The organism is Niallia oryzisoli (genome assembly GCF_043641075.1).
GTDB classification, from domain to species: domain Bacteria; phylum Bacillota; class Bacilli; order Bacillales; family Cytobacillaceae; genus Bacillus_BD; species Bacillus_BD oryzisoli_A.
The window spans coordinates 515,220-540,935 of the sequence record NZ_JBHZRC010000002.1 but is presented as its reverse complement, the minus strand read 5'-3'; the positions used below and the strand labels follow the sequence as shown (position 1 = coordinate 540,935).

General features: G+C 41.5%; 21 protein-coding genes. 12 read left to right on the top strand and 9 right to left on the bottom strand.

Annotated features, from left to right (window positions below; translation table 11 throughout):
* Positions 1–569: 569 nt before the first annotated feature.
* The 3 genes from ACHUFV_RS12100 (at position 570) to ACHUFV_RS12090 (ending at position 4,626) form a co-directional block, all read left to right on the top strand.
* The gene (locus tag ACHUFV_RS12100) at positions 570–2,162 is read left to right on the top strand and encodes an acetolactate synthase large subunit (RefSeq protein WP_394234383.1); all 1,593 of its coding nucleotides are present in this window, start codon (positions 570–572) and stop codon (positions 2,160–2,162) included.
* 1,087 nt (positions 2,163–3,249) lie between these two features.
* A complete protein-coding gene (locus ACHUFV_RS12095; RefSeq protein WP_394234381.1) occupies positions 3,250–3,870 on the top strand; it encodes a YdhK family protein in 621 nt (206 codons plus the stop codon).
* 159 nt (positions 3,871–4,029) lie between these two features.
* A complete protein-coding gene (locus ACHUFV_RS12090; RefSeq protein ID WP_394234379.1) occupies positions 4,030–4,626 on the top strand; it encodes a CBO0543 family protein in 597 nt (198 codons plus the stop codon).
* Positions 4,627–4,686: 60 nt separating this feature from the next.
* Here ACHUFV_RS12090 and ACHUFV_RS12085 read toward each other — a convergent pair whose 3' ends face one another.
* The 4 genes from ACHUFV_RS12085 to ACHUFV_RS12070 form a co-directional block, all read right to left on the bottom strand.
* Complete coding sequence (locus tag ACHUFV_RS12085; protein ID WP_394234377.1) at positions 4,687–5,265, bottom strand: MarR family transcriptional regulator; 579 nt, start codon at positions 5,263–5,265, stop codon at positions 4,687–4,689.
* A 960-nt stretch (positions 5,266–6,225) separates the two neighbouring features.
* Positions 6,226–7,143 (bottom strand): L-lactate dehydrogenase, encoded by a 918-nt coding sequence (locus tag ACHUFV_RS12080; protein WP_394234375.1) that lies wholly within the window; start codon positions 7,141–7,143, stop codon positions 6,226–6,228.
* 32 nt (positions 7,144–7,175) lie between these two features.
* Positions 7,176–7,955 (bottom strand): formate/nitrite transporter family protein, encoded by a 780-nt coding sequence (locus ACHUFV_RS12075; protein ID WP_394234373.1) that lies wholly within the window; start codon positions 7,953–7,955, stop codon positions 7,176–7,178.
* 231 nt (positions 7,956–8,186) lie between these two features.
* Positions 8,187–10,013, bottom strand: a complete 1,827-nt coding sequence (locus ACHUFV_RS12070; protein WP_394234371.1) for an APC family permease — start codon at positions 10,011–10,013, stop codon at positions 8,187–8,189.
* A gap of 224 nt (positions 10,014–10,237) precedes the next feature.
* Here ACHUFV_RS12070 and ACHUFV_RS12065 point away from each other — a divergent pair, with 224 nt between their 5' ends.
* The 4 genes from ACHUFV_RS12065 (at position 10,238) to ACHUFV_RS12050 (ending at position 14,394) form a co-directional block, all read left to right on the top strand.
* On the top strand, positions 10,238–10,378 hold the full coding sequence (locus ACHUFV_RS12065) for a bacitracin ABC transporter ATP-binding protein (protein WP_394234369.1): 141 nt from the start codon (positions 10,238–10,240) through the stop codon (positions 10,376–10,378).
* A gap of 307 nt (positions 10,379–10,685) precedes the next feature.
* The gene (locus tag ACHUFV_RS12060; protein WP_394234367.1) at positions 10,686–10,946 is read left to right on the top strand and encodes a CGCGG family putative rSAM-modified RiPP protein; all 261 of its coding nucleotides are present in this window, start codon (positions 10,686–10,688) and stop codon (positions 10,944–10,946) included.
* 260 nt (positions 10,947–11,206) lie between these two features.
* Positions 11,207–14,005, top strand: coding sequence for a PAS domain S-box protein (locus tag ACHUFV_RS12055; protein ID WP_394234365.1), 2,799 nt, complete (start codon positions 11,207–11,209; stop codon positions 14,003–14,005).
* Positions 14,006–14,211: 206 nt separating this feature from the next.
* Positions 14,212–14,394: a Fur-regulated basic protein FbpA gene (locus tag ACHUFV_RS12050; RefSeq protein WP_394234363.1), complete on the top strand. Its 183-nt coding sequence runs from the start codon at positions 14,212–14,214 to the stop codon at positions 14,392–14,394.
* Positions 14,395–14,542: 148 nt separating this feature from the next.
* On the opposite strand, the gene ACHUFV_RS12045 is transcribed toward ACHUFV_RS12050, so the two are convergent.
* Positions 14,543–14,914: a hypothetical protein gene (locus ACHUFV_RS12045; protein WP_394234361.1), complete on the bottom strand. Its 372-nt coding sequence runs from the start codon at positions 14,912–14,914 to the stop codon at positions 14,543–14,545.
* A gap of 325 nt (positions 14,915–15,239) precedes the next feature.
* On the opposite strand from ACHUFV_RS12045, the gene ACHUFV_RS12040 reads away from it, so the two are divergent.
* On the top strand, positions 15,240–16,655 hold the full coding sequence (locus ACHUFV_RS12040; protein WP_394234359.1) for an MFS transporter: 1,416 nt from the start codon (positions 15,240–15,242) through the stop codon (positions 16,653–16,655).
* A gap of 56 nt (positions 16,656–16,711) precedes the next feature.
* Positions 16,712–17,002 carry a hypothetical protein gene (locus tag ACHUFV_RS12035; RefSeq protein WP_394234357.1) on the top strand — a complete coding sequence of 97 codons (291 nt, stop codon included), beginning with the start codon at positions 16,712–16,714 and terminating at the stop codon, positions 17,000–17,002.
* 163 nt (positions 17,003–17,165) lie between these two features.
* Here the strand turns inward: ACHUFV_RS12035 and ACHUFV_RS12030 are convergent, their stop codons facing one another.
* Positions 17,166–18,329, bottom strand: a complete 1,164-nt coding sequence (locus tag ACHUFV_RS12030) for an ROK family transcriptional regulator (protein WP_394234473.1) — start codon at positions 18,327–18,329, stop codon at positions 17,166–17,168.
* Between the two features lie 224 nt (positions 18,330–18,553).
* On the opposite strand from ACHUFV_RS12030, the gene uxaC reads away from it, so the two are divergent.
* Both uxaC and ACHUFV_RS12020 read left to right on the top strand, forming a co-directional pair.
* On the top strand, positions 18,554–19,957 hold the full coding sequence (uxaC, locus tag ACHUFV_RS12025) for a glucuronate isomerase (protein WP_394234355.1): 1,404 nt from the start codon (positions 18,554–18,556) through the stop codon (positions 19,955–19,957).
* Positions 19,958–20,441: 484 nt separating this feature from the next.
* Complete coding sequence (locus tag ACHUFV_RS12020; protein ID WP_394234353.1) at positions 20,442–21,212, top strand: SDR family oxidoreductase; 771 nt, start codon at positions 20,442–20,444, stop codon at positions 21,210–21,212.
* Between the two features lie 1,105 nt (positions 21,213–22,317).
* Here ACHUFV_RS12020 and ACHUFV_RS12015 read toward each other — a convergent pair.
* Positions 22,318–23,796: a gluconokinase gene (locus tag ACHUFV_RS12015; protein WP_394234351.1), complete on the bottom strand. Its 1,479-nt coding sequence runs from the start codon at positions 23,794–23,796 to the stop codon at positions 22,318–22,320.
* Positions 23,797–24,059: 263 nt separating this feature from the next.
* Between ACHUFV_RS12015 and ACHUFV_RS12010 the strand changes: the two genes are divergently transcribed.
* Complete coding sequence (locus ACHUFV_RS12010) at positions 24,060–24,560, top strand: DoxX family protein (protein ID WP_394234471.1); 501 nt, start codon at positions 24,060–24,062, stop codon at positions 24,558–24,560.
* A gap of 69 nt (positions 24,561–24,629) precedes the next feature.
* Here the strand turns inward: ACHUFV_RS12010 and gerQ are convergent, their stop codons facing one another.
* Both gerQ and ACHUFV_RS12000 read right to left on the bottom strand, forming a co-directional pair.
* The gene (gerQ, locus tag ACHUFV_RS12005; RefSeq protein ID WP_394234349.1) at positions 24,630–25,097 is read right to left on the bottom strand and encodes a spore coat protein GerQ; all 468 of its coding nucleotides are present in this window, start codon (positions 25,095–25,097) and stop codon (positions 24,630–24,632) included.
* A gap of 23 nt (positions 25,098–25,120) precedes the next feature.
* Positions 25,121–25,543 carry a cell wall hydrolase gene (locus tag ACHUFV_RS12000; protein ID WP_394234347.1) on the bottom strand — a complete coding sequence of 141 codons (423 nt, stop codon included), beginning with the start codon at positions 25,541–25,543 and terminating at the stop codon, positions 25,121–25,123.
* Positions 25,544–25,716 lie beyond the last annotated feature (173 nt).

Here is a 25,716-nt window from a genome sequence, read left to right as displayed (position 1 = left end):
GAATACATTTCACACAAGCAAAAACTGATTCAATATAGGCACGGGTGGAATATTTTTTGGTCGGGCTTGCTTTATTTGATGATGTATGTGTATAGCTTCCTATTTACGAAAAGACCATGGCTTACGTGTATTCTTACCATTTGTTCGATTATATTCTTCATTTTTAAATTTAAGGTACCAATCAAAAGTAAACATCCATTTTCACGGAAGATAGACTCCATTGTTAATTGCTTTTATTTTTCAAAGCTAGAGGATATAGTATGATGCTGTTTACTAAAGACGGAGTAACCCTTGTGGTTGCTCTGTATTTTTTTACCAAACTCTATTAAGTAAAACGAGATTTTCGCCAGTTTCACTTGCAGATACAAGTAATAGTATTCTAAAAAATGGACCATTTATGCAAAAATTCTATGGAAACAAAGGGGAGGTTCTCTTTTTTCAAAGGTGGAAAGTGAGAGAGGTTAAATCGAATAACTCTCCTCTATTACATCAAACTAATAGTGAAAGGTACATTTCTTGAAGAACTAGAACGAGTATCGTGTTCTTGATTGAGTCTTAAAGGAGGCACTATGAAAGTATCCGATTGTATCATCAAATGTTTAGAAGCAGAAGGTGTGGAGTATGTATTTGGAATCGTTGGCACAGAGACGCTGGATCTCGCTGAATCGCTTTCCAAATCAAACCAAATTCAATATGTGAATGTAAGGCATGAACAAGGCGCTGCTTTTATGGCGGATGTATATGGAAGGTTAGCCAAAAAAGCGGGTGTTTGTTTATCCACGTTAGGTCCCGGGGCAACAAACCTGGTAACCGGTCTCGCCAGTGCGCAGCTCGATCATTCACCAGTGGTTGCTTTAATGGGGCAGGCTGACGTGGAGCGGAACCATGACGAATCACATCAATATCTAGATATCGTTACATTATGCGAACCCGTAACTAAGTGGAGTACTCAAATCAAAGAGTCACTGGCGGTTCCGACAGTTATTCGGAAAGCGTTCAGATTGGCGCAAATGGAGAAACCAGGCTCGGTTGCGGTCGTGCTGCCGGAGAACTTTTTAACGCAAGACATCGCGGGTCATCCATTGCCTGTATCCCCGTTGCCTGAAACAGTAGCTGCGGCGGAGACGATACAGGCTGCCTGTACCCTCATTCAAAACCGAAAGAAACCGTTTATCGTCATTGGGAACGGTGTGGTAAGACAGGATGCCGTTCCTGAGCTGCAGACCTTTATCAATACGTTAAAAGTACCTGTTACTCACAGCTTTATGGCAAAGGGGATTTTAGAAAAAGAGCATCCTTCCAATTATTTTACGTTTGGATTTAATGAAAATGATGAGGTACTGCCCGGTCTCGAAGAAGCTGATTTACTCATAACAATTGGTTACGATTTTGTGGAGAAGCTTCCAAAGCATTGGAACAAAAAGAAACTACCTGTGTTACATATTGATACATTGTCTGCAGAGGTTAATGAGTACTATCCAGTTGAAGTGGAATGCGTTGGCAGCATGAAGAAAATCCTTGAATCCTTAAATCAATCGGGGCTCCCTGCCAAATCGTGGGCTCCATTCGGGAACCTCAGGGAAAGAATCATGAAGGAATATCAGCTAATCTCTAGTCAGCCCGAAACGTCGCAAAATAAGCATTTTACAATCGAGGAGATTCTTCATTCTATTGAAAAAATAGCAGAGGACAACACGATTGTTGTATCAGATGTGGGTGCCCATAAGGTATCGATTGCTAGAACGTATCAGCCGCAAAGGCCAAACCGGCTTATCGTCTCAAACGGGCTGGCATCAATGGGAATCGCCATTCCTGGATCCATCGGTGCGAAACTCGCTTGCCCGCAGGATCCTGTTATTTGTATCACCGGCGATGGCGGGGCATTAATGAATATTGCTGAAATCGAGACGGCCAAACGGCTGGGCCTTACTTTTATTATTATTGTTCTAAATGATTCCAAGCTGAAGCTAGAGGTCCAGCAAATGAACAAGCTGTTCGGAGAAAGCTACGGCGTAACCTTCGAGAACCCTGATTTTGTTCAGCTAGCAGCGAGCTTCGGAATTAAGGGGATGAAGGCTAGAACGATGGATGAATTTGACACGATATTCAAAGGGGCACTTACGGCAATGGATGAAATTATCTTAATTGAAGCCATGATGTAAGGAGGGGAGAGGACCGCGGGGACGGGTTCATTGGTTTGGGAACCACGGGTACGGAACTCTTTGTTTACAATTTTATTTAGGTATTACGCATGAAAACCTGTTGATGTTTTCCAAAATAAACTGTGAAAAGGGGAATAGGCTACTGGAATTCATCGTAGTAGAAAAAGGGAATCAAGGACCTCATCTGGTGCCCGTGGAGCTGTACTTTTAAGGGAAAAGGGAAACAAGAGCTCCATCTGATGCCTGTAGAGCTGTACTTATATGAGAAAAGGGAAACAAGAGCTCCATCTGATGCCCGTGGAGTTGTACTCAAGCTGAAAAAGGGAAACAAGACACTCATCTGATGCCCGTGGAGCTGTACTTGTAAGGGAAAAGGGAAACAAGAGCTCCATCTGATGCCCGTGGAGTTGTACTCAAGCTGAAAAAGGGAAACAAGAGCTCCATCTGATGCCCGTGGAGCTGTACTTATAAGGAAAAAGGGAAACAAGAGCTCCATCTGATGCCCGTGGAGTTGTACTTATAAGGGAAAAGGGAAACAAGAGCTCCATCTGATGCCCGTGGAGCAGTATTCAAACGGAAAAAGGGAAACAAGACCTTCTCCTGATGCCCGTGGTGCAGTATTCAAACTGAAAAAGGGAAACAAGAGCTCCATCTGATGCCCGTGGAGCTGTACTTATACGGGAAAAGGGAAACAAGACCTTCACCTGATGCCCGTGGAGCTGTATTTTATAGGTGCTATAGTTTGAGCCACAGGATTTACTCTATGCGTAACTTGTCTCTTCTTTTAACTGTTTAGGGGTAGGATATAGATACCACAGTATAATAGAGGTAACATACAAAAAGCATGGAAAATCCATGTTTTTTTGTTTTATTCAAGGACTAGTAAATTCGAGGAACTTAAGTTATTCATTATGTAGGTAATGAGAATTTCTTTTTCGTTGGTAACCCCGCAGACCAAACAAGCCAACGTACCCGTCCCCGAGGCTCTTTCCTTTAAACCTTTTGCAAGGTGCGAATGGGTTTATGCACAAATTCTGCAAACTTTTTGGATATACTTCTACTGTTCAAAAAAAGGAGGAATGGGAGAATGAAACTAGCACACAGAAACGCTATACTTTTTACGCTGCTTGCTTCGGTTTTATTATTTTTAGGAGCATGTTCAAATGCGAATGAGGATGCACAGCAGATGAATGACGAAAAAAATGATCAAGAAGCTGTAACGAAAGAAACGAAAGATACTAGCAATGAAGACATGGATGAAATGGACCATGCTGGAATGGATCATTCTGGATCAAGTGAGGTTCCAGAAGGATTAAAGGCAGCTGAAAATCCTACATATCCGGTTGGAAGTAAAGCAATCATTCAATCTGATCATATGCAGGGAATGATGGGCGCTGAAGCCACCATTACAGGTGCCTATGATACAACTGTTTACACTGTTTCCTATACACCCACAACGGGCGGGGAGCGGGTTGAGAATCATAAATGGATTATCCATGAAGAATTAATCGATCCAGGCCAAGCGCCATTAAAGCCTGGTGCAGAAGCAAAAACAGCATCAGCTCATTTGGACGGTATGGCTGATACAACACTGACAATCGATTCGGCAGAACAAACAACCGTTTACATGGTTGATTACACCACACCTGATGGAAAAAAGGTCACGAATCATAAATGGGTAACAGAAAGTGAATTAGCACCAGCATAATAAGCGCAGAGGGACGGTTCTCTTGCTTCCGGAGAACCACAGGGACGGGTTCCGTGGCTCGGGGAAAGATGTGCCGCGGGACCCGTCCTCGTGATTGAAATACATATTTTGTAAAATATAACTCACACTACTAGTAAAAGTAATTTAGGTGGATTTGTTATGAGTAAAATACATGTGATGAAATGGAAGCATCTTTTTTTAATGGTATTGGTGTTAGTGTTAAATATCAAAGGGAAGACGTGGCGTGACATTCCGAAATATTACAAATCGTTGGGCTATGCATCCATAATAAATGCTATTTATTACAAATTATGTAAAAGACATCTTGTTTGGGAATTTACTCCCAATCATTTCAATTGGCGATTATTACGGATTATTCATATTTTCATTGTGACTCCGTTACTTGTCCTTTTATTTCTTTCAAAAAGTTCAAAGACAGGGTTCATGCAGCTGGGTTATCTAATTAAATGGGTTTTCTTCTCTAGTATCGTTGAATACATCGCACATAAGCAAAGAATGATTCAATATAAACACGGCTGGAACATTTTTTGGTCAGGCGTCCTTTACTTAATGATGTATTTATACAGCTTACTTTTTTCGAAAAGGCCAGTGGTAACGTGCTTTATTTCATTTTGTTCAATCGTATTTTTTATAAAAAAATTCAAGGTGCCAATCAAAAGCAAGCATCCATTTTCACGGAGATTCGATGCCATTGTAGATTGCTTTTACCATTCAAGGTTAGAGGATCTCTTGTAATCATCTACTTGACTAAAGACAGAGTAACGCTATGGCGGCTCTGTTTTTCGTTTTTTGTCCCTAAGAGCCTTGGTAATCAAAACCTTCAACCTGTGCATTAATCACCTTTTTGTAAAAATCTTTGCCTTTAAGCACCTCTAGAATCCTATGCCCGCATTCCAAAAAATTAACTATTTCAGTCTCTGACAAATGATCCATAGGAAAAGGAAAGTGTTCTAATTGCTGAGCGGATTGAAGTACATGAGTTATCAGTTTTTTCCCTTCTTCGGATATAGAGACCTTTTTACATTTACGCTGGATGGTATCAGGAGAAATTGAAATGAGACCATTATTTTCCAAAGGCTTGAGCAGTCTTGTGACAGTTGAAATATGCCAGCAGCCCAGCTGGCTAATTTGGGTTGGAGTAAGTGAAGGGTTCACGGAAAGTAAAAATAAAATATGCTGCTGAGCAGGGGAAATATTATGCTTTTTCCCTAACTCCGACCACTGTTCCGCCATACAAAAATACAACGCTCTTATGACTAGTACCATTTGTTGCTTGATTATCATTAGGCTATCCTCACTTGCAGCTACAATTGTAAATACAAGTAATAGTATTCTTAATAATAGAGGATTTATGCAAAATTTATTAGCAAACATAGGACAGCTATAGATTGTTAAAAAATATCAAATTCTAAAAGGTAGTTAGTATACGGCGGGTATCCGATTTCGTGCTTTGGACAAGCGTAGTGTATTTCTTTAGTCAGAATTAGTGGAAAGCCAAAACAGTCTGTCAGAATAGTCCCTGTCTTAAGACAGAAATAGTGTGAAAGCCAAGGGAGTCTGTCAGAAGAGTCCCTGTCTTTAGACAGAAATAGTGGAAAAACAAGGCAGTCTGTCAGAGGGGTTCCTGTCTTAAGACAGAAATAGTGGGAAAGCCAAGGGAGTCTGTCAGAAGAGTCCTTGTCTTTAGACAGAAATAATGTGAAAGCCAAGGAAGTCTGTCAGAAGAGTCTCTGTCTTAAGACAGAAATGGTATGAAAGCCAAGGAAGTCTGTCAGAAGGTGGCCTGTCTTGAGACAGAAATAGTGGGATAGCACAGGAAGTCTGTCCGAAGGGGATCTGTCTTGAGACAGAAATAGTAGGAAAGCCAAGGGAATCTGTCAGAAGAGTCCCTGTCTTAAGACAGAAATAGTGTGAAGTTCAAGGGAATCTGTCAGAAGAGTCCCTGTCTTAAGACAGAAATGGTGTGAAAGCCAAGGAAGTCTGTCAGAATAGTCCCTGTCTTAAGACAGAAATGGTGTGAAAGCCAAGGAAGTCTGTCAGAAGAGTCTCTGTCTTAAGACAGAAATGGTATGAAAGCCAAGGAAGTCTGTCAGAAGAGTCTCTGTCTTAAGACAGAAATGGTATGAAAGCCAAGGAAGTCTGTCAGAAGGTGGCCTGTCTTGAGACAGAAATAGTGGGATAGCACAGGAAGTCTGTCAGAAGAGTCCCTATCTTTAGACAGAAATAGTAGGAAAGCCAAGGAAGTCTGTCCGAAGCTGCTCTATCTTTAGAAAAGGCACCTTGTTCCAGCGTCATTAGCAATGCCGTTGTATCAAGGTGCCCTACACCGAAACCTTAAGCAGTTTCAATTGAGGCAATCAGGTCTTTTATTTTGTTCGCAGATTGTTGGAGCAGTTCTTTTTCCTCTTCTGATATGTCTAATTGTAGGACCTCTCGAACTCCGGAGCGGTCGACAATGGATGGGACTCCGAGATATACATCTGAAATACCATGATAATCTGTTAGAAGTGTTGAGATATTCAGCACAGCTCCTTCATCCTTTAGAATGGCCGTGCAGATCCGATCGATCGCTAAGGCAATGGCATAATAGGTAGATCCCTTTGTATTAATAATCTGGTAGGCAGCATCTCTTGTATTAGTAAAAATGTATTCTTTCGTACGTTCATCCATCTCTAATTCAGTGCCGGCAACATTTGCAAGGCTCCACAATGGAAGCTCCGAATCACCGTGTTCACCGATGATATGGGCATGTACGCTACGGGGATCGATATTCAGGTTTTGGCCAATCAGATAGCGGAAGCGAGCACTGTCCAACAAAGTACCAGACCCGATGATTCGCTCCACCGGCCAGCCGGATTTTTTCCAAGAGAAATAACTCATAATATCGACTGGGTTTGTGGCAATTAACAAAATACCATCCTGATTGTATTTTAATACCTCGCCGATGATGCTATCATAAATTCCAATATTGCGCTTTAGCAATTCTACCCGTGTTTCTCCAGGCTTTTGCGCAGATCCGGCTGTAATAATAATGATATCTGCACCCTCGCAATCCTTATATGATCCAGCCCATACCTGGGTCCGGCCAATAAATGGCATCCCATGGTTCATGTCCAGTGCATCTCCAATCGCTTTATCCACATTGGCATCAATGAGAACCAGTTCATCCATTCGATGTCTTAAAAGCAATGTATAGGCCGTAGTTGAACCAACAGCACCTGTACCAATCACAACAATTTTTCTTTTATTCATAAAAAACACTCCTTGTTAGTCAAATCTCTTTTTTAGTCTTCTAGGAACGGCTTGTTGACATAGTAGTACATGACAGCCATCAGGAAGCCTCCGCCAATTAAATTTCCAATGGTGACAGGGACCAAATTATGTATAACACCCTTCCATGAAATCGTATCAGGATGGTCTACAACCAGTGCAATCGCGAATGTACACATATTCGCAATGCTATGTTCGTAACCGGAGATGAAAAAGCAGAAGACAAATAACATCATCGCGAACATCTTCGCTCCATTTTCTTGAAAAAACATCGGAATAAAGAAAGCCAAACACACCAGCCAGTTACACAATATTCCCCGAAACAGAAGTTCCATTTGGGGAACCTGCATTTTCTTTTCTACCACACTGAGAAGGAAGCCATTCACGGAAACATCTGCGAACAGTCCTGTCATGAAAATAAATCCAGCAAAGACGGCTGCACCTATAAGATTTCCGAGATAGCTGGATATCCAGAGGATGATCACCTTGGACCATTTCATTTTCTTGTCTAGCGCTGCATAGGTATAGTAAAACGTATTTCCCGTGAACAAATCACCTCCGCCATAGGCAATAAGAATGATGGCTACACCGAAAGTGATAGCAGCCATGGGATAGGCGAGAGGGGAATGCTCCAAATAAAAATAATTTCCTGTTTTAAAAGCGACAATCACTCCAAAGCCAATAAACATACTGGCCAGCATGGCTCTTGCGAGATAACGAATAAAGCTGTTATCGAAAATCGCCAGCTTCTTAAGTGCCAGCTCCTCAATCTTAGATAATCCACTAGTTTCCATATGCTAACTCTCACCTTCTCCAAAAAACGATCCTTCGTATGTAGCTTTCCATCATTCTATCTCAATAACACTTTCCAGTTTATGGGGGTCGAGCCTTGGGGACGGGTTCCATGGTGCTGAGAAGGGGTGCTGCCCCCGCGGTGCGAGCCAAGGGACCCGTTCCCACGGCTCCCGGACCCAATCGAGCCACGGAACCCGTCCCCGCGGCTTACCTGTGGCTCATCCCGCGGCTCATTTTATTAAATGATAAGGTACGGTTGAAATGACCACATTTCTTCGCAGCATCAATAGGGTGCGAATCATGATACCTGATTGATTGTGAAGAATATTGTGCCAGCCCTTCTTCGGTATAAATTGTGGAATGACGACTGTGACCTGGTGATTCGCTTCACCGGCTTTATGTTCGACTGTGTCAATAAACTTAGTAAGTGGTTTAATGATGCTTCTGTAATGAGAGTGCAGGGTCACTAGTCTTACATCAGGCTGCCACTTTTTCCATTTTTCTTCTAATTTTTTCTCGTCCTCTCTTTCAAAAGCAACATAAACCGCGATAATTTGGTCTGGGGAAAGGCCTTTGGCATACTTTAACGTATTCTCCACAACCGTTGTTATACCAGCAACTGGAACGATAATCACGTTTCCCTCGATAGGCATAGATGCTTCGCAGGTTTGAATCCTGAGCTGGTTACCTACATCCTCATAATGCTTTCGAATTCGGTGGAAAACAAAAACGATAATCGGGACAAAAATTAAGATTGACCAAACCTGCGAAAATTTTGTAATAAAGAAAATGAGGGTCACCATTAAGCTAATGAAGGCGCCTATTGTATTAATAATGAATTTTGGAAGCCATCCTTCAGGTTTTTCACGATACCATTTGACCATCATCCCAGTTTGGGACAACGTAAAGGGTACAAACACTCCAACCGCATACAATGGAATTAGATGCTCTGTTTCTGCCAAAAAGGCAAGGATTAATAGGATTGAAGCAAATCCCAGGATGATGATGCCGTTTGAGTATCCTAATCGGTCCCCTCTACTAAGAAACATCCGAGGAATAAACTTGTCCTTTGCAAGATTCACAGCAAGTAATGGAAACGCAGAATAACCAGTGTTTGCAGCAAGAATTAAGATTAATGCAGTGGTTGCCTGAATAAAGAAATACATATAGGACCGTCCGAAGGTTGCCTCCGCAATTTGAGAGACAACGGTTACCTCAGCCCTTGGCGTAATGCCGTAATTGTAGGCTAAAATGACAATGCCAGAAAGCAGAATCGCTAGCAGGGCCCCCATCATCATTAATGTTTTCGCAGCATTGTTCGGCGCAGGGTCTTTAAAGTTGGGAATCGCATTTGATATCGCTTCAACCCCTGTTAAAGCCGAGCTTCCTGAAGCAAAGGCCCTTAGCAAAAGGAATAAGCTGATTCCCGCCACAGGTGTTCCTATTGGAGTGTGTAATTCAGGTGAAACTCCACCAGTCAGAATCCGATAGAGACCCACTCCAATCAAAATAAACAGGGCTAACACGAATAGGTATACGGGGTAAGCTAAAACAGATGCCGACTCCGTTACACCTCTTAAATTTAAAATCGTAAGGAAAATCACAAATACAATGGCAATTTGCACATTAAATCCATGCAATGCAGGGAAGGCGGATGTGATGGCATCCGTACCAGCGGAAACACTCACGGCAACCGTTAAAATATAGTCTACCAATAGAGAACCACCCGCAATTAAGCCCGGATTTATTCCTAGATTACTCTTCGAAACCACATAGGCTCCGCCTCCTTGAGGATAAGCAAAGATGATTTGTCTATAGGACAAAATCAGAGCGGATAAAAGAATTAAGACACCGATTGCGATTGGAATGGAATACCAAAAAGCTGCTGCACCTATCGTAACTAATACGATTAAAATTTGTTCAGGTCCATAGGCGACTGATGATAAGGCATCAGATGAAAGGATTGCTAAGGCCTTCGCTTTAGTAAGTTTCTGTTCGCCTGCTTCAGTCGTTTTCAAAGGTCTGCCAATTAAGAACCTTTTTAAAGATAAAATCATGGATTACTCACCGCCTAATCAAGTTCATTAGGATATATGATTCCCTAATAGACAGATATCTCTCAAAAAAAGAAAATGAAAACATCACTAAATAATGTGCCTAATCTCCTGGAATCTGCATAAAGTAAATAAATTTTAGCTATAAAGATTGAAATATTGGTAAAGGGAAATAGTAATAAAGCTTGATTCATTTTTTTAAAAATGGATATCAAAGGAGAGTTTCCATGGGCAAGAAAAAAAGACCCATTTTATCCGATGAATTTTTAGATGAATTAGCTAAAGAAATTAATCAATTGTACGGGGATCCCATTAACAAAGAAGATGCAGCGGCAACAAGTAAGGGGAAGAAAACCAGCGCGGTCTAATAAAATCGAAAAACCTAGGGCACAGGCGAACAGATAATTTCTGTGAAATCTGTGACCCTATTTTTGTTCTCAATATCCTGAAGAAGATAATCAAAATTACGGTGGAAGGTTTTGGCGTTGGATCATGGTTCTATACCCATTTTGGAGAAGGGCCACGGAACCCGTCCCCTTGGTTTAATCGAAAAACCACGGAACCCGTCCCCTTGGTTTAATCGAAAAACCACGGAACCCGTCCCCTTGGTTTGATGTATGTCACTCCAATGTAATTTCTACTTGTGTATGATGAAGAAAAGGGGTGATTCGGTTTATGGATAGGAATTGGTCGATTTCTTTTGAGCATGAAGAGTATGAGAAGAATGTAGTCCTGATTGTAAAGGATGCAATGGAAGCGGTAAGGAACACTGCAAAAGGATATTATGTGAACATCGTGACGCCTGAGGGTTTTGGGAATCCTGATAACTATTTAACAGATATCCTTCAAGACCATTTTAAGGATAGAATCAAAACCCGTTTCATTGATCAATGCGGATGCGGAGGCTATGTGTTAAGGGTATGGAAGGAAAATTAGATTCCAAGATTATGACGAGGAAACGAAGGTCATTGAATAGTCGGTGGCCTTTTTCCCGTGTATAAGAGGGTTTGCTAGCTGCAGCAGGGAAGCCTGTTAACATGGGATGTGGATGACCCATTCTTCTATTTATGTAAAAAAAACAGGCTATTGTGAACGAATAGTAGTACGATTATAATAAATGGAAAATGATAGTATTTCTAAATCTCCAAATACTTAAAGATTTGCGGACTGTAGAGGTAGTAAGGAGAAGATTTTATATGAAGGGAATCTCAGCTAACGACCTTTTTATGAATGTGTTTAATTTTTCTGCTATTGGAATGGCTATTGTATCGTTTGATGGAAAAATGATGAAGGTTAACTCTTCCTTATGCAAAGGTCTCGGCTATTCTAAAATAGAGCTTGAAAACATGACATTTCAGGAAATAACACATCATGATGATATAGAACTGGATCTTCGTAATCGCAAGAGGTTGTTACATGGCGAAATAGAGTATTATGAACTGATCAAACGTTATAGACAAAAAACCGGATCGATTGTATGGGGGCTATTGACTGTTTCACTCGTGAAGGATGATGACGATACTCCATTGTACTTTATTACACAGGTAAAGGATATTACAGAACAAAAGGAGCTTCATGAGAAGCTTAAGGCAAGTGAAGAGAAATATCGAAATTTGGTCCAATACTCTCCTGAACCAATGGCCATTCATTCCGATGGCAGGCTCGTTTATATTAATGAAGCAGGAGTAAAATTAATGGGAGCAAACAGCTATACAGAGCTGATTGGACAAGACATTTCAGACTTTATACATATGGATGATGTAGAGAAGGTATTTCAGCGAATTTCACAAACAATCACTGAAAATCAACATTTAGAGCCCTATGATATCAAAATACTCGATACAAAAGGGAATGAAATAGTAGTCAGGCTATCCTCCGTACCCATTGACCTTGATGGAAAAAAGGCGATTCAGGTCTTCCTTTCAGATATGACACAACGTAAAAAAATGGAAGAAGCGATAAGGAGAAATGAAGTCCAATATCAATCATTGATTAAGTATAACCCAGATGCAGTGTTTGGCGTTGACCTTGAAGGGAATTTTACCATTATCAATGAAAGCTGTACAAGAATCACTGGATATTCTGAGGAAGAATTTTTGAGAATGTCCTTTCATTCCATAGTTGTTGAAGAAGACTTGGAAAAAGCAATGGATTCATTTGAAAAAACACTGCTAGGAATCGATAAAGAACCATTAATTGTTTCGATTCAGAAGAAACATGGAGATACAGCCATTGTGAGCGTAACCTCCATTCCAATGATTGTGGATGGAGCGATGATAGGGGTTTATGTTATGGCAAAGGACGTAACAGAACAGAAGCGAATCGAAAAGGGATTAAGACAGAGTGAGGAGCGCTATCGTGCGTTGGTTGAACACTCTCCAAATGCCATTGTCGTTCATCAGGATGGCAAAATTGTGTATGCAAACCCTCGCTTTACAAGCATGATAAAGGCAGACTCAGCTGATGAAGTATTGAAGTTACATATTACTCAGTATATTCACCCAGACTTTCATGAAATCGTGAAGGAAAGAATTGAGCTGTTAGAAAAGAACCTACTGGTTGGAACGATAGAAGAAAAATATGTCACTCTAGATGGTTCCGTAATTGATGTCGAGGTGTCAGCCACTCCTATTGTGTACAGTGATAAGCCTGCATTTCAAGTGATTATCCAGGACATTTCAGAAAGAAAGGAAATGGAACGAGAGCTGAATAAATCACAGATCCAATATCGTTCCGTGGTAGAAAATGTCAAGGAGGTCATCTTTCAAACAGATTTACAGGGACAATGGACCTTCTTAAATCCAGCATGGGAGAGCATGACAGGATATACAATGGAGGAAAGCATTGGAACTCCTTATCATATGTATGTACATGAGAAGGACAGGGAACGGTATTTCGAGCAATTTCAGTCCATCATTGTTGGAAAAAAAGAACATGTTCGAGAAGAAGTACGATATGTGACAAAGGAGGATGGCCTTTGCTGGGTGGAGGTATTCACACGTGCGATGGTTACTGTTCAGGGTGAAATCATCGGGACATTGGGTACATTGAATGACATCACACAGCGAAAGGAATACGAAGAGAATTTGAAGGAAAGCGAGGAGCTATTCCGACTGCTTACCGAATATTCAAGTGATTTAATTACCATGCATGATGTGAATGGAGACTACATCTATGCTTCGCCTGCCTGCAAGGACATACTGCAGTATGATGTGGAAGAGTTAATAGGGAAATCGTCCTTTGACTTTGTACATCCAGAGGATCAGGAACTGGCAATGGCGCAGTTTCAACTGTTATTTGAGACAGGGGATATTGTCTTTTCCTACCGTATTCGCCGAAAGGATGGGGAATATGTGTGGCTAGAGTGTTCCTGTACATTATTAAATGAAATCCATTCGGGGGAACAAAAGCTTGTGGCAGTCTCACGTAATATAAATAAAAGAAAAATGGATGAACAAAAGCTGAAGGAAGCTAATGAAATTTTAAAGCGTCTGACCACGATAGATGGACTGACCGGTGTAGCGAATCGCCGGGCATTTGACGAGAGGCTGGAAATGGAATGGATTCGGGGCCGTCGTAATGCTTCCTGTCTATCATTGATCATGCTGGATATCGACTACTTCAAGGCCTATAACGATACATATGGGCATCAAGGCGGGGATCGCTGCCTCAAACAGATTGCAGCGGCTGTCAAAGAAACCTTGGGACGATCCACAGATATCCTATGCCGCTATGGCGGGGAAGAGTTTTGTGTCATTTTACCTGAGACAGACCAAGCTGGAGCCAACATAGTCGGGGAGAAAATTCGCCAAACTGTTGAAAAAATGTATATTCCCCATCCAGGTTCAGAAATTCTTTCATGGGTCACCGTCAGTGTAGGAACGGCAACCATGATACCGACATTGTTTTCATCCTCTATGGATCTTGTTTCAATGGCAGACAAGGCTTTATATAAGGCGAAAAAGGCAGGACGAAATAACGTTCAATCCTTTTAAATTGGGTCCTCATAATCATTTTCTTAAGGTGTCAGCACCGTCCATGATTTGGGTGGTGCTGACACCTATTTTTCAAAACCTTACTTGACAGGTAGGAATTATATGTTTTAAAATAAGGGTAACAAAATAAAAACATATAAAATCAATCGGATTACTTAAATAGACTGCTAGAATGTGAGAAAAAAAGAGTAAAGGGAGTGTATCAAATGAGAAATAGTGTAGAACAAAGACGGGAAAAATTAATTAATAAACTTTTTATCTTTCATGTGTTTAAAATTGACGGTCAACAGCTGTATGAATTACCACTTGGAATACTAGAAAGGGAATATCGAAAATTCAAGTCAGAAAACCACCCGCATGGTGAGTACAGCTCCTTGAAATGGACGTAAAAATTAGGTTTACCAAAAGAACTCAGACAAGGTCTGAGTTTTTTAAGTATGGTTAGGTCGCGGGATGAGCTGTACCAACAGGTTAAGTATCCGCGAAGAAAAAGAACACATACAACAATGTATCAGTCCCTTAGTGAACAGTACATGTCTAGTTGGCTTGTCGATTTTTCTTTTCTTCATGGAAAAGGGCCACGATAACATCAATGTTATTATCAATAAAGTTCAAACGTTCTCTTGAAACCTGCGACCACTCACTGGAAAGATGGCTTGCTGATAAAATATGTCTGATGCTAAAGGTATAGGTGTGATGCAATTCTGAAATCAGATAGCTGATGCCCGCATGAGGCTCCTTGTTCACCATGTTTTCTACATCCTTCTTTAACCAATCTGGTGCCACCTTAATCGATTTTTTTAATAAATGTTCATACTCTTCCTTCAACATGTTTTTTTCTCCTTTATTGGTTTTTTCAGCGTGCTTCATCATGCTGGATGTAGCTCCAAGCATGCCGATCCTGTTCATTATAGTCGTACTTTAGTTTATCCCAATTATCAATCGTACCATGTAATTTTTTCTCCTGCTGGATAGTTTAAGCGCTTTCAAAAAATCTATTGACGGAAAGAAGAAAGGGATGATATAGTATGTACACAGTTAATTTGTTAGTTCATTAAACAAATTAATTACTGAATGTAACCAAAACTTGAGTTGAATGACATTTTTTGAAAAGGCTTCCATTGACAATTTTAGTAGCTGGAGAATATGCTTCAGCGTGAAGCTCTTTCAAGCCTTATGGTATTCAATTAAAGCTCCTAACAAATAATAATTTAAAAAAGTGGGGGAGATACAAATGAGTCAAGCAGCACGAAAGTTAACTGATACTTCTGCTCCAAATAAAGGTGGGAAAGCGAGTCGTCCTTTTGGCATGAAGGATAAAATAGGCTATTTGTTTGGTGATTTTGGAAACGATTTCTTTTTTATCCTAGTTGCCTCATTTTTAATGGTTTATTATACAGACGTTTATGGACTGAACCCTGCATTTGTTGGAACTCTTTTCTTAGTTGCACGGATTTGGGATGCTGTAGCGGACATTGCATGGGGTCGCTTTATTGATACAAGAAAATCAGGAAAAAATGGTAAGTTTAGACCATGGATTTTTAGAATGTCATTTCCGCTTGTGATTACAGGCGCGCTAATGTTTTTGCATATTCCGGGAATGTCCCACGGATTTTACGAGGCATATGCCTTTGTTACCTATATTTTATGGGGAACCTTATATAGTACGGTCAATATTCCCTATGGTTCGATGGCTTCTGTTATTACCAGTGATCCTGTTGAACGTACGTCTTTATCAAGCTTCCGGACTCTTGGAGCTAACATGGCCGGATTAATCATTAACGTAGTGGGTCCGATGATTCTGTTTGTTAACAATAAAGCAGATGCTGACCGCTTCTTCTTCGGGGCCATCTTATTTGGTATTCTATCATTGGCTTGTTATATTGCCTGCTATAAAATGTCGGTTGAACGGATTGTGATGCCTGAATCAACGAAAGATAAATCTAATATTGGGCAGACAATGAAAGGCCTTTTGAAAAATAAACCACTAATCTGGATTCTAATTGCTTCCTTAACATTTATGGTTTGCTTTATGTTAATTGGCGCTGTAAACGTTTACTTATTTAAAGATTATTTTGGCAATGCAAAGGCATTAAGTATTGTCGGCCTTCTTCAATCTGTTGCCGTCTTTGTTGGATTACCGTTGATTAAACCACTAGTAGGAAAATTTGGGAAAAAAGAAGTGGCAGCTGGCGGTTTGTTATTAGCAGCCGTTGTATATGGAGTCTTATACTTCCTACCAAGCGCGTCTGAAACGCTATTTATCGGGATTTTGGCCATCGCGATGTTTGGTTATGGATTGTTTAACTTAGTTATTTGGGCCTTTGTAACAGATGTCATTGATTATCATGAATATCTAACGGGCTTACGTGAGGATGCAACCGTCTATTCAATCTATTCGATGGCCCGCAAAATCGGTCAAGCAATTGCCGGTGGGGTTGGTGGATTTGCTATTGCTGCTGTTGGCTATCAGTCAGGGGTTCAGCATCAAGCGCAAAGCACACTAGAGGGAATTCATACACTTGCGACGTTAGTGCCAGCGGTTGTGTTGCTAGTGATTTTCTTGATGTTGGTTTTCCTTTATCCATTAAATAAGAAACGTACACTTCAGCTTGCTACAGATTTAGCTGAGAAAAGAAGAGCGAAATAAGAGGGAGGAAGATAGTTCTTAGGGACTATCTTCCTTTTAATTTTTTTCGTGAAGGTATGAGAAGAAATTCTGTCTATAGGATAAAGCGGAAGCTTCAGAGGAGACATAGGCGGAAAAATTCCTTCTATGGGGATATAGCTGAAGCATCGGAGCCAGAGATAAGCGGAGACATTCCGTCTAAGTATAAAAGAGGAGCCTCAGAGCCAGATATACACGGAGAAATTCCGACTAAGTATAAAAAGGAAGCCTCAGAGCCAGAGATAAGCGGAGAAATTCCGACTAAGTATAAAAAGGAAGCCTCAGAGCCAGAGATAAGCGGAGAAATTCCGACTATCTGCTCGAAATGAGGCCAAATCTAAGGATATAAATCATATAACCGGAAAAGCTTCCTTTATTTTTAAGGAAATAGGTGTATTTCCCAATTTAGCCGGAATTCTTCCGTCTATGTTTCAGACACAGAAAATAAACATTCTTTTTTTTTAAAAAACCCCATAAAAAAGGGGTCTTTTCCTATTTTGCGTATGGCAAATTCAACATCGGGACATCAAGGAAATGTTTAATAGCCAAGGCACAGGCACCGAATACGCATGATTTTTTTCCAATAGATGAGATCGATAGTTCACGATAATGATTGATGGTGGAATGTAGGTTTCCTTTAATTTTATCAAGTGCATCTGGATACATTCTTAATAATTCACTATCCAGCACCACAACGTCAGGGTTGTACATATTAATCATATTATTTAAACCAATAGAGAGGTAGTAAAGCAATTCCTCCATCAGATTCGTAACTTCCTCGTCGCTCTCATCCAGCCAGCTTTGAATGTGCTCATAGCTGAGGTGTTTGATTTGTTTTTTCTCAGCTAGAAATTCGAAAATCATTGATTCTGAAGCGTATCTCTCCCAGCACCCCTTATTCCCGCATTTGCAGGGTCTTCCTCCGGGGACAATAATCATATGTCCGGCCTCACCTGCAAAGCCATCGTGACCGCGGAAGAAGTCATTATTCATCATCATTCCAAGGCCAATCCCGGAATAGAGCGTCGCACATAACAGGTTTTCTGTTTGATGGTGGAAAAATACACGCTCTGCAAAGGAGCTTAGGTTTGCATTGTTTTCTATGTATACGTCTACATCGAGTTCTTTTTCCAAATCATTCTTTAAATCGATTTCGTTCCAACCAAGCCGTGGTACAAAGTGTACAACCTCATCCTTGGCTACAAGTCCATGTATTGAAATGGCTGCACCGATCATGCCGTAACGGCTGTCCGTGTACTCTGCTTTGAACTGTTTGATGTGCTGCATTAAAATGTGGAGGATCTCGGAATAGTCAGTTGTATGAATCTCAATGCTTTCCGACACAACAGGCTGGCCTAAGAGGTCGGTTAATAGGAATGAAATTTTTCCGTAATCGAGATCAATTCCTAGAGCATAGCCAGCCTCACCGTTTAAGGAGAGCATAATGGGTTTCCTGCCGACCGGATTATGCTCGAGCATCGTTTCTACGATCAAACCCTCCTCTAATAAGTCAGCAACCTGTGCAGATATCGTTGCTCGCGTCAAGGCGGTGACCTTGGATAGGTCGGCTCTCGAAATCATTCCTGCTTTAATAATTTCTTTAATGATGAGAGACCGATTTATTTTTTTTATATAAGCCGCATCACCGGTAATCATGTATATCCTCTCCATTTCGTCCGTTCAACACTTCATTTCATTATAGCAAGTATGGGGAAAAGGATTAAAGGAATTTCCCATCTTACATCAATAATCTGATAATTGACGATGCATACTAAACATGTTATGTTAATGACGGAATTAATTTGTTTACTAAACAAATTAATAGTACTATTTTTTACCGAAAAATGAAAGGGTTTACAACTAAATTGGGAGTGAATGGGATGAAACCATTTTTAGATAAACACTTTTTGTTAAATTCTGATACAGCAGTCAGATTATATGAAAATGCCATACAGGGATTACCGATTTTTGACTTTCACTGTCATTTGAATCCACAGGAGGTTTGGGAGAATAAACCGTATAGCAGTATTACGGAAGTGTGGCTTGGCGGTGATCATTACAAATGGCGGAGCATGCGCATCCATGGCGTTAGTGAGCAATACATTACCGGCGATGCATCAGATTGGGAAAAATTTGCCGCTTGGGCTGAAACCGTTCCACATTTAATTGGAAACCCCTTGTACCACTGGGCACATATGGAATTAAAAATGTACTTTGGAATAGAGAAGAGGCTAAGCCCGGAAACGGCGCGTGAAATTTTCGATGAATGTAATGAAAAGCTGCAAAAGCCTGATTTTAGACCAAGGTCATTCATAGAAAAATCGAATGTAAAATTTATCGGTACAACGGATGATCCGGTATCAACATTGGAATACCACCAAAGATTGAAAAAGGATGAAACGTTTACGGCTATGATTGCACCGACCTTCCGTCCGGATGGAGCGCTTTTCATTGAGCGTCCAACCTTTAAAGAGTGGGTCGATCAATTATCGGAAGTGTCTGGGATAAGGGTGGAAAATGTAGACTCGTTTTTACAGGCATTAAGACAGCGAGTCGAATACTTCCATGAACATGGCGGTCGTGCCTCTGACCATGATATACAAAAAATGGAATATGTTCAGACGACAAAGGAAGAAATTGAGCCGATCTTCACCAAACGCTTAAATGGCAGTGAGCTTACTGAAAAAGAATTAATGCTTTTCAGGGCTTTCCTGTTAACGGAGCTCGGAAAGCTTTACGCTGAAAAGCAATGGGTGATGCAGCTACATATGGGTGCGATGCGAAACAACAATACCAAAATGAAAAATCAGATTGGACCGGATACAGGCTTTGATTCGATAGGCGAAACTAATTTTGCGGAAGGCATTTCCCGTTTTCTTGATGCCCTTGATCAGCAGGATGCATTGCCTCGGACGGTTCTGTTTAACTTAAATCAAAAGGATAATCAGGTGCTTGCCGGAATGATGGCCAACTTCTATGAGGAAGGGATTCCAGGTAAAATTCAATTCGGTTCAGGCTGGTGGTTCCTTGACCATATCGATGGCATGGAAAGACAAATGAAGGATTATGCAAACGTTGGTCTATTAAGCCATTTTATCGGTATGCTGACAGATTCCCGCAGCTTCCTATCCTATGCTCGCCATGATTATTTCCGTCGAATTCTTTGCAATATTTTAGGAGAATGGGTGGAAAGAGGATTGGTGCCGGATGATTTTGAGTTCCTTGAGCAAATGGTGAGAAATATTGGCTATTACAATGCGAAGAGGTATTTTTTGGAGCGGTAAAGGTTTTAAAAGGGGGGCTGAAACCAATTCACATATTAGTCTTTGTGAATTGGTTTTACTGGTTCTGAAGAAGTAAAAGGAATGAATTCTCCATACTCTTCAATTTTCTCAATGATTGTAAGTAAAAGGTTTTTCATGTTGTAATTCCCTCCAAGTCAGATAGTTTTATTCTAGGATATTGGCGGCCTTTTATCAAAGTGCTTAAAACGGGAGCAATGCTGATGAAAACGAAAACAATGTCCATGAAAACGTGCATCATAGTGACCTGTCTCCTTTTCCCTCGGTTTTCCTAGCCTTTCCTATCTGATTGCATGGTTTGAATAGGGTTAGGAGAGGATTTTCGGGCAGGTATGGAAAATACATGATACCTAAATTATGAGAAATACTATAGGAAGAAAAGTTGCACTTTAGTGGAGCAAGGACTGAACTAATTTCAAATTCGATGATAAAGGAAATGAAACTACATAACAGGGAGAGCTGACATATGTCGAACTTATTTGATCTTACTGGAAAAATAGCGGTTGCCATTGGTGGAAATGGGGTTCTAGGTTCAGCGATGGCAAAAGGATTGGCCTCACATGGAGCAAAAGTGGCGATTGTCGGCCGCAACCTTGAAACTGCGGAAAAAGTGGTGAAGGAAATCATAGAGAATGGCGGGGATGCGAAGGCTTTTGCGGCGGATGTCAGTTCAAAGGATTCGCTTATTCATGCTGCAAATGAAATCGAGCAATGGTCCGGAGGCTGGGATATTCTTTTAAATGCGCCCGGAACCAATAGCGCGACACCATTTCTCGAACTTGAAATGGATGAATATGACAGAATTATGGATATCAATTTAAAAGGGATTATCATGACCTGCCAGATTTTTATCAAGAGGATGATTGAGCAGGAGCGGAAAGGAAGTATTATCAATATTTCATCTGCCTCATCAACGACGCCTCTTTCAAAGGTGTTCACCTATTCCGTTTCAAAAGCTGGCCTGAATAATGCAACACAGTTTTTAGCACGTGAATTCGCTCCATATGGAATTCGTGTGAATGCGATTATTCCAGGGTTTTTCCCGGCGGAACAAAATCGAAAAATTCTAGACAGCGAGCGAATTGAACAGATTATGGGTCATACTCCTATGAAGCGTTTTGGAGAAGCGGAGGAATTGCAGGGAGCAGCCGTTTGGCTTGCCTCGGATAAGGCTTCAAGCTATGTAACAGGGACGTTGGTTCGTGTCGATGGCGGATTTGGAGCGATGACGATTTAAGTGATAGTGGGGCTGGTTCGGGAGTGTTGAGATGAAGATACGTTAGGATCGAGATTCTGTTTTGACAACAATAGTGGAAGTGACTTTACTGCAAGTCAGTCAGAAGAGAGCCAGTCTTAAGACAGCAGAAATGGATTTTCGAGGAAGTCTGTCGGAAGGGAGCCAGTCTTAAGACAGCTGAAGTGGATTTTGAAGGAAGTCTGTCGGAAGAGGGCCAGTCTTAAGACAAATGAAGCGGATTTTGAAGGAAGTTTGTCGGAAGTGTGCCTATCTTAAGACAGCAGAAGCGGATTTTGAAGGAAGTCTGTCGGAAGAGGGTCAGTCTTAAGACAAATGAAGCGGATTTTGAAGGAAGTCTGTCTAAAGAGAGCCAGTCTTAAGACAGCAGAAGCGGATTTTGAAGGAAGTCTGTCGGAAGAGAGCCAGTCTTAAGACAGCAGAAGCGGATTTTGAAGGAAGACTGTCGGAAGAAAGCCAGTCTTAAGACAGCAGAAGCGGATTTTGAAGGAAGTCTGTCGGAAGAGGGCCAGTCTTGAGACAAAAGAAGTGGATTTTCACGGGAATCTGTCTAAAGAGAGTCAGTCTTAAGACAGCAGAAGCGGATTTTGAAGGAAGTCTGTCGGAAGCGGGCCAGTCTTGAGACAAAAGAAGTGGATTTTCACGGGAATCTGTCGGAAGAGAGCCAGTCTTAAGACAGCAGAAGCAGATTTTCGAGGAAGTCTGTCGGAAGAGAGCCAGTCTTAAGACAACTGAAGCGGATTTCTAAGGAAGTCTGTCTAAAGAGAGCCAGTCTTAAGACAGCAGAAGTGGATTTTGAAGGAAGTCTGTCGGAATCGGGCCAGTCTTAAGACAAAAGAAGTGGATTTTCACGGGAATCTATCGGAAGAGGGCCAGTCTTGAGACAACCGAGGTGAATTTTCAAGGAAGTCTGTCAGAAGGGGACCCACCTTTAGATAACTATGATTTTCAAACTACTACTTTACTAGATTTCAACCACATAGGAACGCCTTCCTAAAGGTCTGGCATTGTCAGTGGATATCGACAGTTCCCTCGTCCCGTATGGCTAAAGTGAAACTGGGACGAGGAACCCGTCCCCTTGGTTCAATCAGTGAAAAAACTCCTGTACATTCTCCCCAATTTTCAAATACTTCATAAATATCTCCTGGTAAAGCTCATGATTCTCGATATTTGTTTTAACTACCCTTTCCGTTGGCAGGCTATCTTTTATTGCACTGAAGCTTGAAGCTTTTCCGATTGCGACCAGTGCCGTCCAGGCTGCGCCCCATGCTGCGTTTTGATGGGTTTCCGATACATAAATATCTTGACCGAATACATCTGCGAGTATTTGCAACCAAACCTCGGAGCGGGTCAACCCGCCATTAACCGTAATTTTATCAGGCTTTCCTGCTACTTTTTCCAAGGATATACCAATCTGATATAAATTAAAGGTGATTCCCTCTAAAATGGCCCGCACGATATGATCTCTTGAATGCTCAATGGTGAGACCATATAGATTGCCCCGTGAGCGCCGATTCCATAATGGCGCGCGCTCCCCGCTTAAATACGGATGAAAGATAATCCCATCTGCACCCACCTTAATGTTACCAGCGCCATCGAGAAACTCGTTAAAACTTCCTTCGAAATGAAATAGCTCCATGGCCCATTGCAGGGCGTTTCCACCATTATTCGTTGGACCGCCAATAATGGAATACTCGGTATTGAACGAATAGGTATAGGTTTCAGCACTTTCATTGATGGGGAAGCCCTTTGTAAACTGACGGAGTGCTCCACTTGTTCCGAGCGAAATATTCAATTCACCAGGCTGAATCGCACCACTGCCTAAGTTCGCTAAAGGAGCGTCACCCGAACCAATGACCATTGGTAAGCCGTCAGGGATGCCAATCTCATTGGCCAGCTGCGGATTCATTCCCGTTAAAATTTCAGTAGGCGGAATGACCTTGGAAAGCTGCTCCCTCCGAACCCCTGTCATATCGAGGGCTCGATCGGACCAATCCAAGGTCTTTAAATTTAATAACCCCGCCGATGCGGCCATTCCATGGTCAACCATTCGCACACCATACCATTTAAAGAGCAAATATTCCTTAAAGCTCATAAAATAAGCTGCCTGATGATAGGGTTCGTAATCATTTTCCTTCATCCAAAGCAGCTTCAGAAATGGCGACATGGGGTGAATCGGTGTCCCCGTTTCCATGAAGATTTCCTTTCCATTCTGTGTATGCATTAGTTTTTCCGCAAGATCGCTGCTTCTTCCGTCTGACCAAATCAGCATATTGGAAAGGGGTTCACCATTTTCCCCTACACAGATAAGTGAATGCTGGGCACAGGATATGCCGATGCCAAGAATTTGTCCTCTTTTATCCGCTGATTTTGAAAATATATCCTTCAAAACGGTCATACAGGCACGTTCAACCGCTGCTGGTTCCTGCTCAACCCAGCCAGGATGGGGGTATAAGGTGGTGTTCGGCTGTTCAGCTTCCAAAACCACTTTTCCTTCTGTTGTAAAAAGAACCGCTTTTGCACTAGTCGTCCCAATATCGAGACCAATCACATATTCATCACGCATCGCTTTCATCCTTTACTGTAAAGTCATATATAGTCTAACTAAATGGGACATGTATTATAACCAGATTAGCTGAAAGGAGATTAAGGTTGAAAATGTTTGCCATCATCCTCTAAATTGAAGCGCAAATCAATAGACAAAAACTATAGTTCACAAAAATGTCAGAGAAACGTTTCAAATATGTGAAAAGAGTAACAAACTTATTCTTATTTCGAGATATTGTAGTACAATCTATTTGTAAGGTAATTAACATTTAAGGAGTGGTAATAATGGTAAAATGGTTAAGAGAAAGTCAGGTATCCTCTATTATTCTGACCCTATTTAGATTGTACTTAGGATATACATTTTTGACACATGGCTTTGAAAAAATAAGCGGTGGATTCGATGCTTCTGGATTCCTGCAAGGGGTAGTGAAGAATCCCGGCGTTGAAAGCTGGTGGGCATCCTTTTTAGGAGGAGTGGCGATTCCAAATGTTGAGCTATTTAACGTGTTAGTTCCATGGGGTGAGTTTTTAGTGGGACTTGGATTGATTCTTGGCTGCTTAACAACTGCTGCTGCTTTCTTTGGAGTGGTGATGAACGTTTCCTTCCTATTCTCAGGTGTAGCGAATCCGAATGCGCTAATGGCCTTATTAGGCATCTTCCTTCTTGTAGCTGGTACGAATGCTGGAAAAATCGGCTTAGACCGCTGGGTAGTAGCGTATATCCAACAAGTAAAGAACAAGAAAGCAAACCGTGCCAATGTTAAAGTATCTGCGCAGCATTAAACTAAGAAGGCCTTTATTCCTTAACATCAAAAGGAATAAAGGCCTTTTCGGTTTTGTTGTTCTGTCAGCTCACTCAGTAGTTGTTAGGTGTGACTGGATTTCTGGATTAATTTCATGGTATGGATAGTTAATTTGCTCATCAAATTCTACCCAGTCAAGATTGGCCATCATGAGCAGGTAGCGTTTCCCGCTGGAAGGATCGCTGATGATGATGTGGTCACGGCCGGCAGTTTCGACGCGACCTCTGTAAACCATCGCATTCCATTTGCTGTTTCCTTGGTAGGTAAAGTAGAATGTACCAATCTTACCTTTGTTGAAACGAAGGATATTTTCGATAAATGATTCCTGCATGGTTGGTCCCGGAAATTGCTGTCCCGTGCCAAGTGGAACCACTGGAATGGAAAACGCAGGTCCGGAATGCATTTGTGACTGGGTGCCGCCAGATTCTTGTGCGACAGTCCGCTGCATAGAACCTTGATAATACCCAGGATAATAATTCAATGGAAAATAATTTGAGTTAGAATACCCGTAAGTCATGAGTTAATTAGCTCCTTATTCTTTTATCTATAAAACTCTGGGCAATAGCCCGGTACAGCGACATAGAAGCAATGATTCTTGTGCGCAAAATCGAACTTCGTCATCGGGGATCGTGGCATGGTGTCTGTACATGGAGCTCGAAACCGTTTCCCCGGACTAGGATTAAAAAACCACAAATTCAATCGTGCCCGAGGGTCCCTATGACCATGCAGCAAATTCCTAGCCCGCTGGAGGTCCGATTCCCTGGGACGCTGTGAATACAATGTTCCATTTAAGACGGGTTCAAAGTGAGGAACGCTGGTTCCGGGTATGGTTTGATAAATCGCATGTCTGATATTGCGCAGCCCTTTGAAGTCAGGAGCACAGTCAGCCTCGACTCGATTGGCCACAACCGATCCAACCATGTTCATTCCTTGAGCTCCTTCACCAATCGCCTCGGCCAGCATAAGCCTCGCTAACTCCTCTACGTCACGTGAAGTATGTTTTATTCGTCTACCCATATTCTTGCTCCCTTCGGCTTATACATGTCATTTTATTGTCTGAGGGGGGATTTGGAAACTTGCCTATCAGCCCAAACTTTGAAAATGGCAAAAAACAAATCTTAGTAAAAGGAAAGGAG

Bases quoted from the DNA above. Each gene is read 5' to 3' on its own strand.
- ACHUFV_RS12100 (WP_394234383.1), top strand. From the start codon at position 570: ATGAAAGTATCCGATTGTATCATCAAATGTTTAGAAGCAGAAGGTGTG.
- ACHUFV_RS12095 (WP_394234381.1), top strand. From the start codon at position 3,250: ATGAAACTAGCACACAGAAACGCTATACTTTTTACGCTGCTTGCTTCG.
- ACHUFV_RS12090 (WP_394234379.1), top strand. From the start codon at position 4,030: ATGAGTAAAATACATGTGATGAAATGGAAGCATCTTTTTTTAATGGTA.
- ACHUFV_RS12085 (WP_394234377.1), bottom strand. From the start codon at position 5,265: ATGTTTGCTAATAAATTTTGCATAAATCCTCTATTATTAAGAATACTA.
- ACHUFV_RS12080 (WP_394234375.1), bottom strand. From the start codon at position 7,143: ATGAATAAAAGAAAAATTGTTGTGATTGGTACAGGTGCTGTTGGTTCA.
- ACHUFV_RS12075 (WP_394234373.1), bottom strand. From the start codon at position 7,955: ATGGAAACTAGTGGATTATCTAAGATTGAGGAGCTGGCACTTAAGAAG.
- ACHUFV_RS12070 (WP_394234371.1), bottom strand. From the start codon at position 10,013: ATGATTTTATCTTTAAAAAGGTTCTTAATTGGCAGACCTTTGAAAACG.
- ACHUFV_RS12065 (WP_394234369.1), top strand. From the start codon at position 10,238: ATGGGCAAGAAAAAAAGACCCATTTTATCCGATGAATTTTTAGATGAA.
- ACHUFV_RS12060 (WP_394234367.1), top strand. From the start codon at position 10,686: ATGGATAGGAATTGGTCGATTTCTTTTGAGCATGAAGAGTATGAGAAG.
- ACHUFV_RS12055 (WP_394234365.1), top strand. From the start codon at position 11,207: ATGAAGGGAATCTCAGCTAACGACCTTTTTATGAATGTGTTTAATTTT.
- ACHUFV_RS12050 (WP_394234363.1), top strand. From the start codon at position 14,212: ATGAGAAATAGTGTAGAACAAAGACGGGAAAAATTAATTAATAAACTT.
- ACHUFV_RS12045 (WP_394234361.1), bottom strand. From the start codon at position 14,914: ATGAACAGGATCGGCATGCTTGGAGCTACATCCAGCATGATGAAGCAC.
- ACHUFV_RS12040 (WP_394234359.1), top strand. From the start codon at position 15,240: ATGAGTCAAGCAGCACGAAAGTTAACTGATACTTCTGCTCCAAATAAA.
- ACHUFV_RS12035 (WP_394234357.1), top strand. From the start codon at position 16,712: ATGAGAAGAAATTCTGTCTATAGGATAAAGCGGAAGCTTCAGAGGAGA.
- ACHUFV_RS12030 (WP_394234473.1), bottom strand. From the start codon at position 18,329: ATGATTACCGGTGATGCGGCTTATATAAAAAAAATAAATCGGTCTCTC.
- uxaC (WP_394234355.1), top strand. From the start codon at position 18,554: ATGAAACCATTTTTAGATAAACACTTTTTGTTAAATTCTGATACAGCA.
- ACHUFV_RS12020 (WP_394234353.1), top strand. From the start codon at position 20,442: ATGTCGAACTTATTTGATCTTACTGGAAAAATAGCGGTTGCCATTGGT.
- ACHUFV_RS12015 (WP_394234351.1), bottom strand. From the start codon at position 23,796: ATGCGTGATGAATATGTGATTGGTCTCGATATTGGGACGACTAGTGCA.
- gerQ (WP_394234349.1), bottom strand. From the start codon at position 25,097: ATGACTTACGGGTATTCTAACTCAAATTATTTTCCATTGAATTATTAT.
- ACHUFV_RS12000 (WP_394234347.1), bottom strand. From the start codon at position 25,543: ATGCTGGCCGAGGCGATTGGTGAAGGAGCTCAAGGAATGAACATGGTT.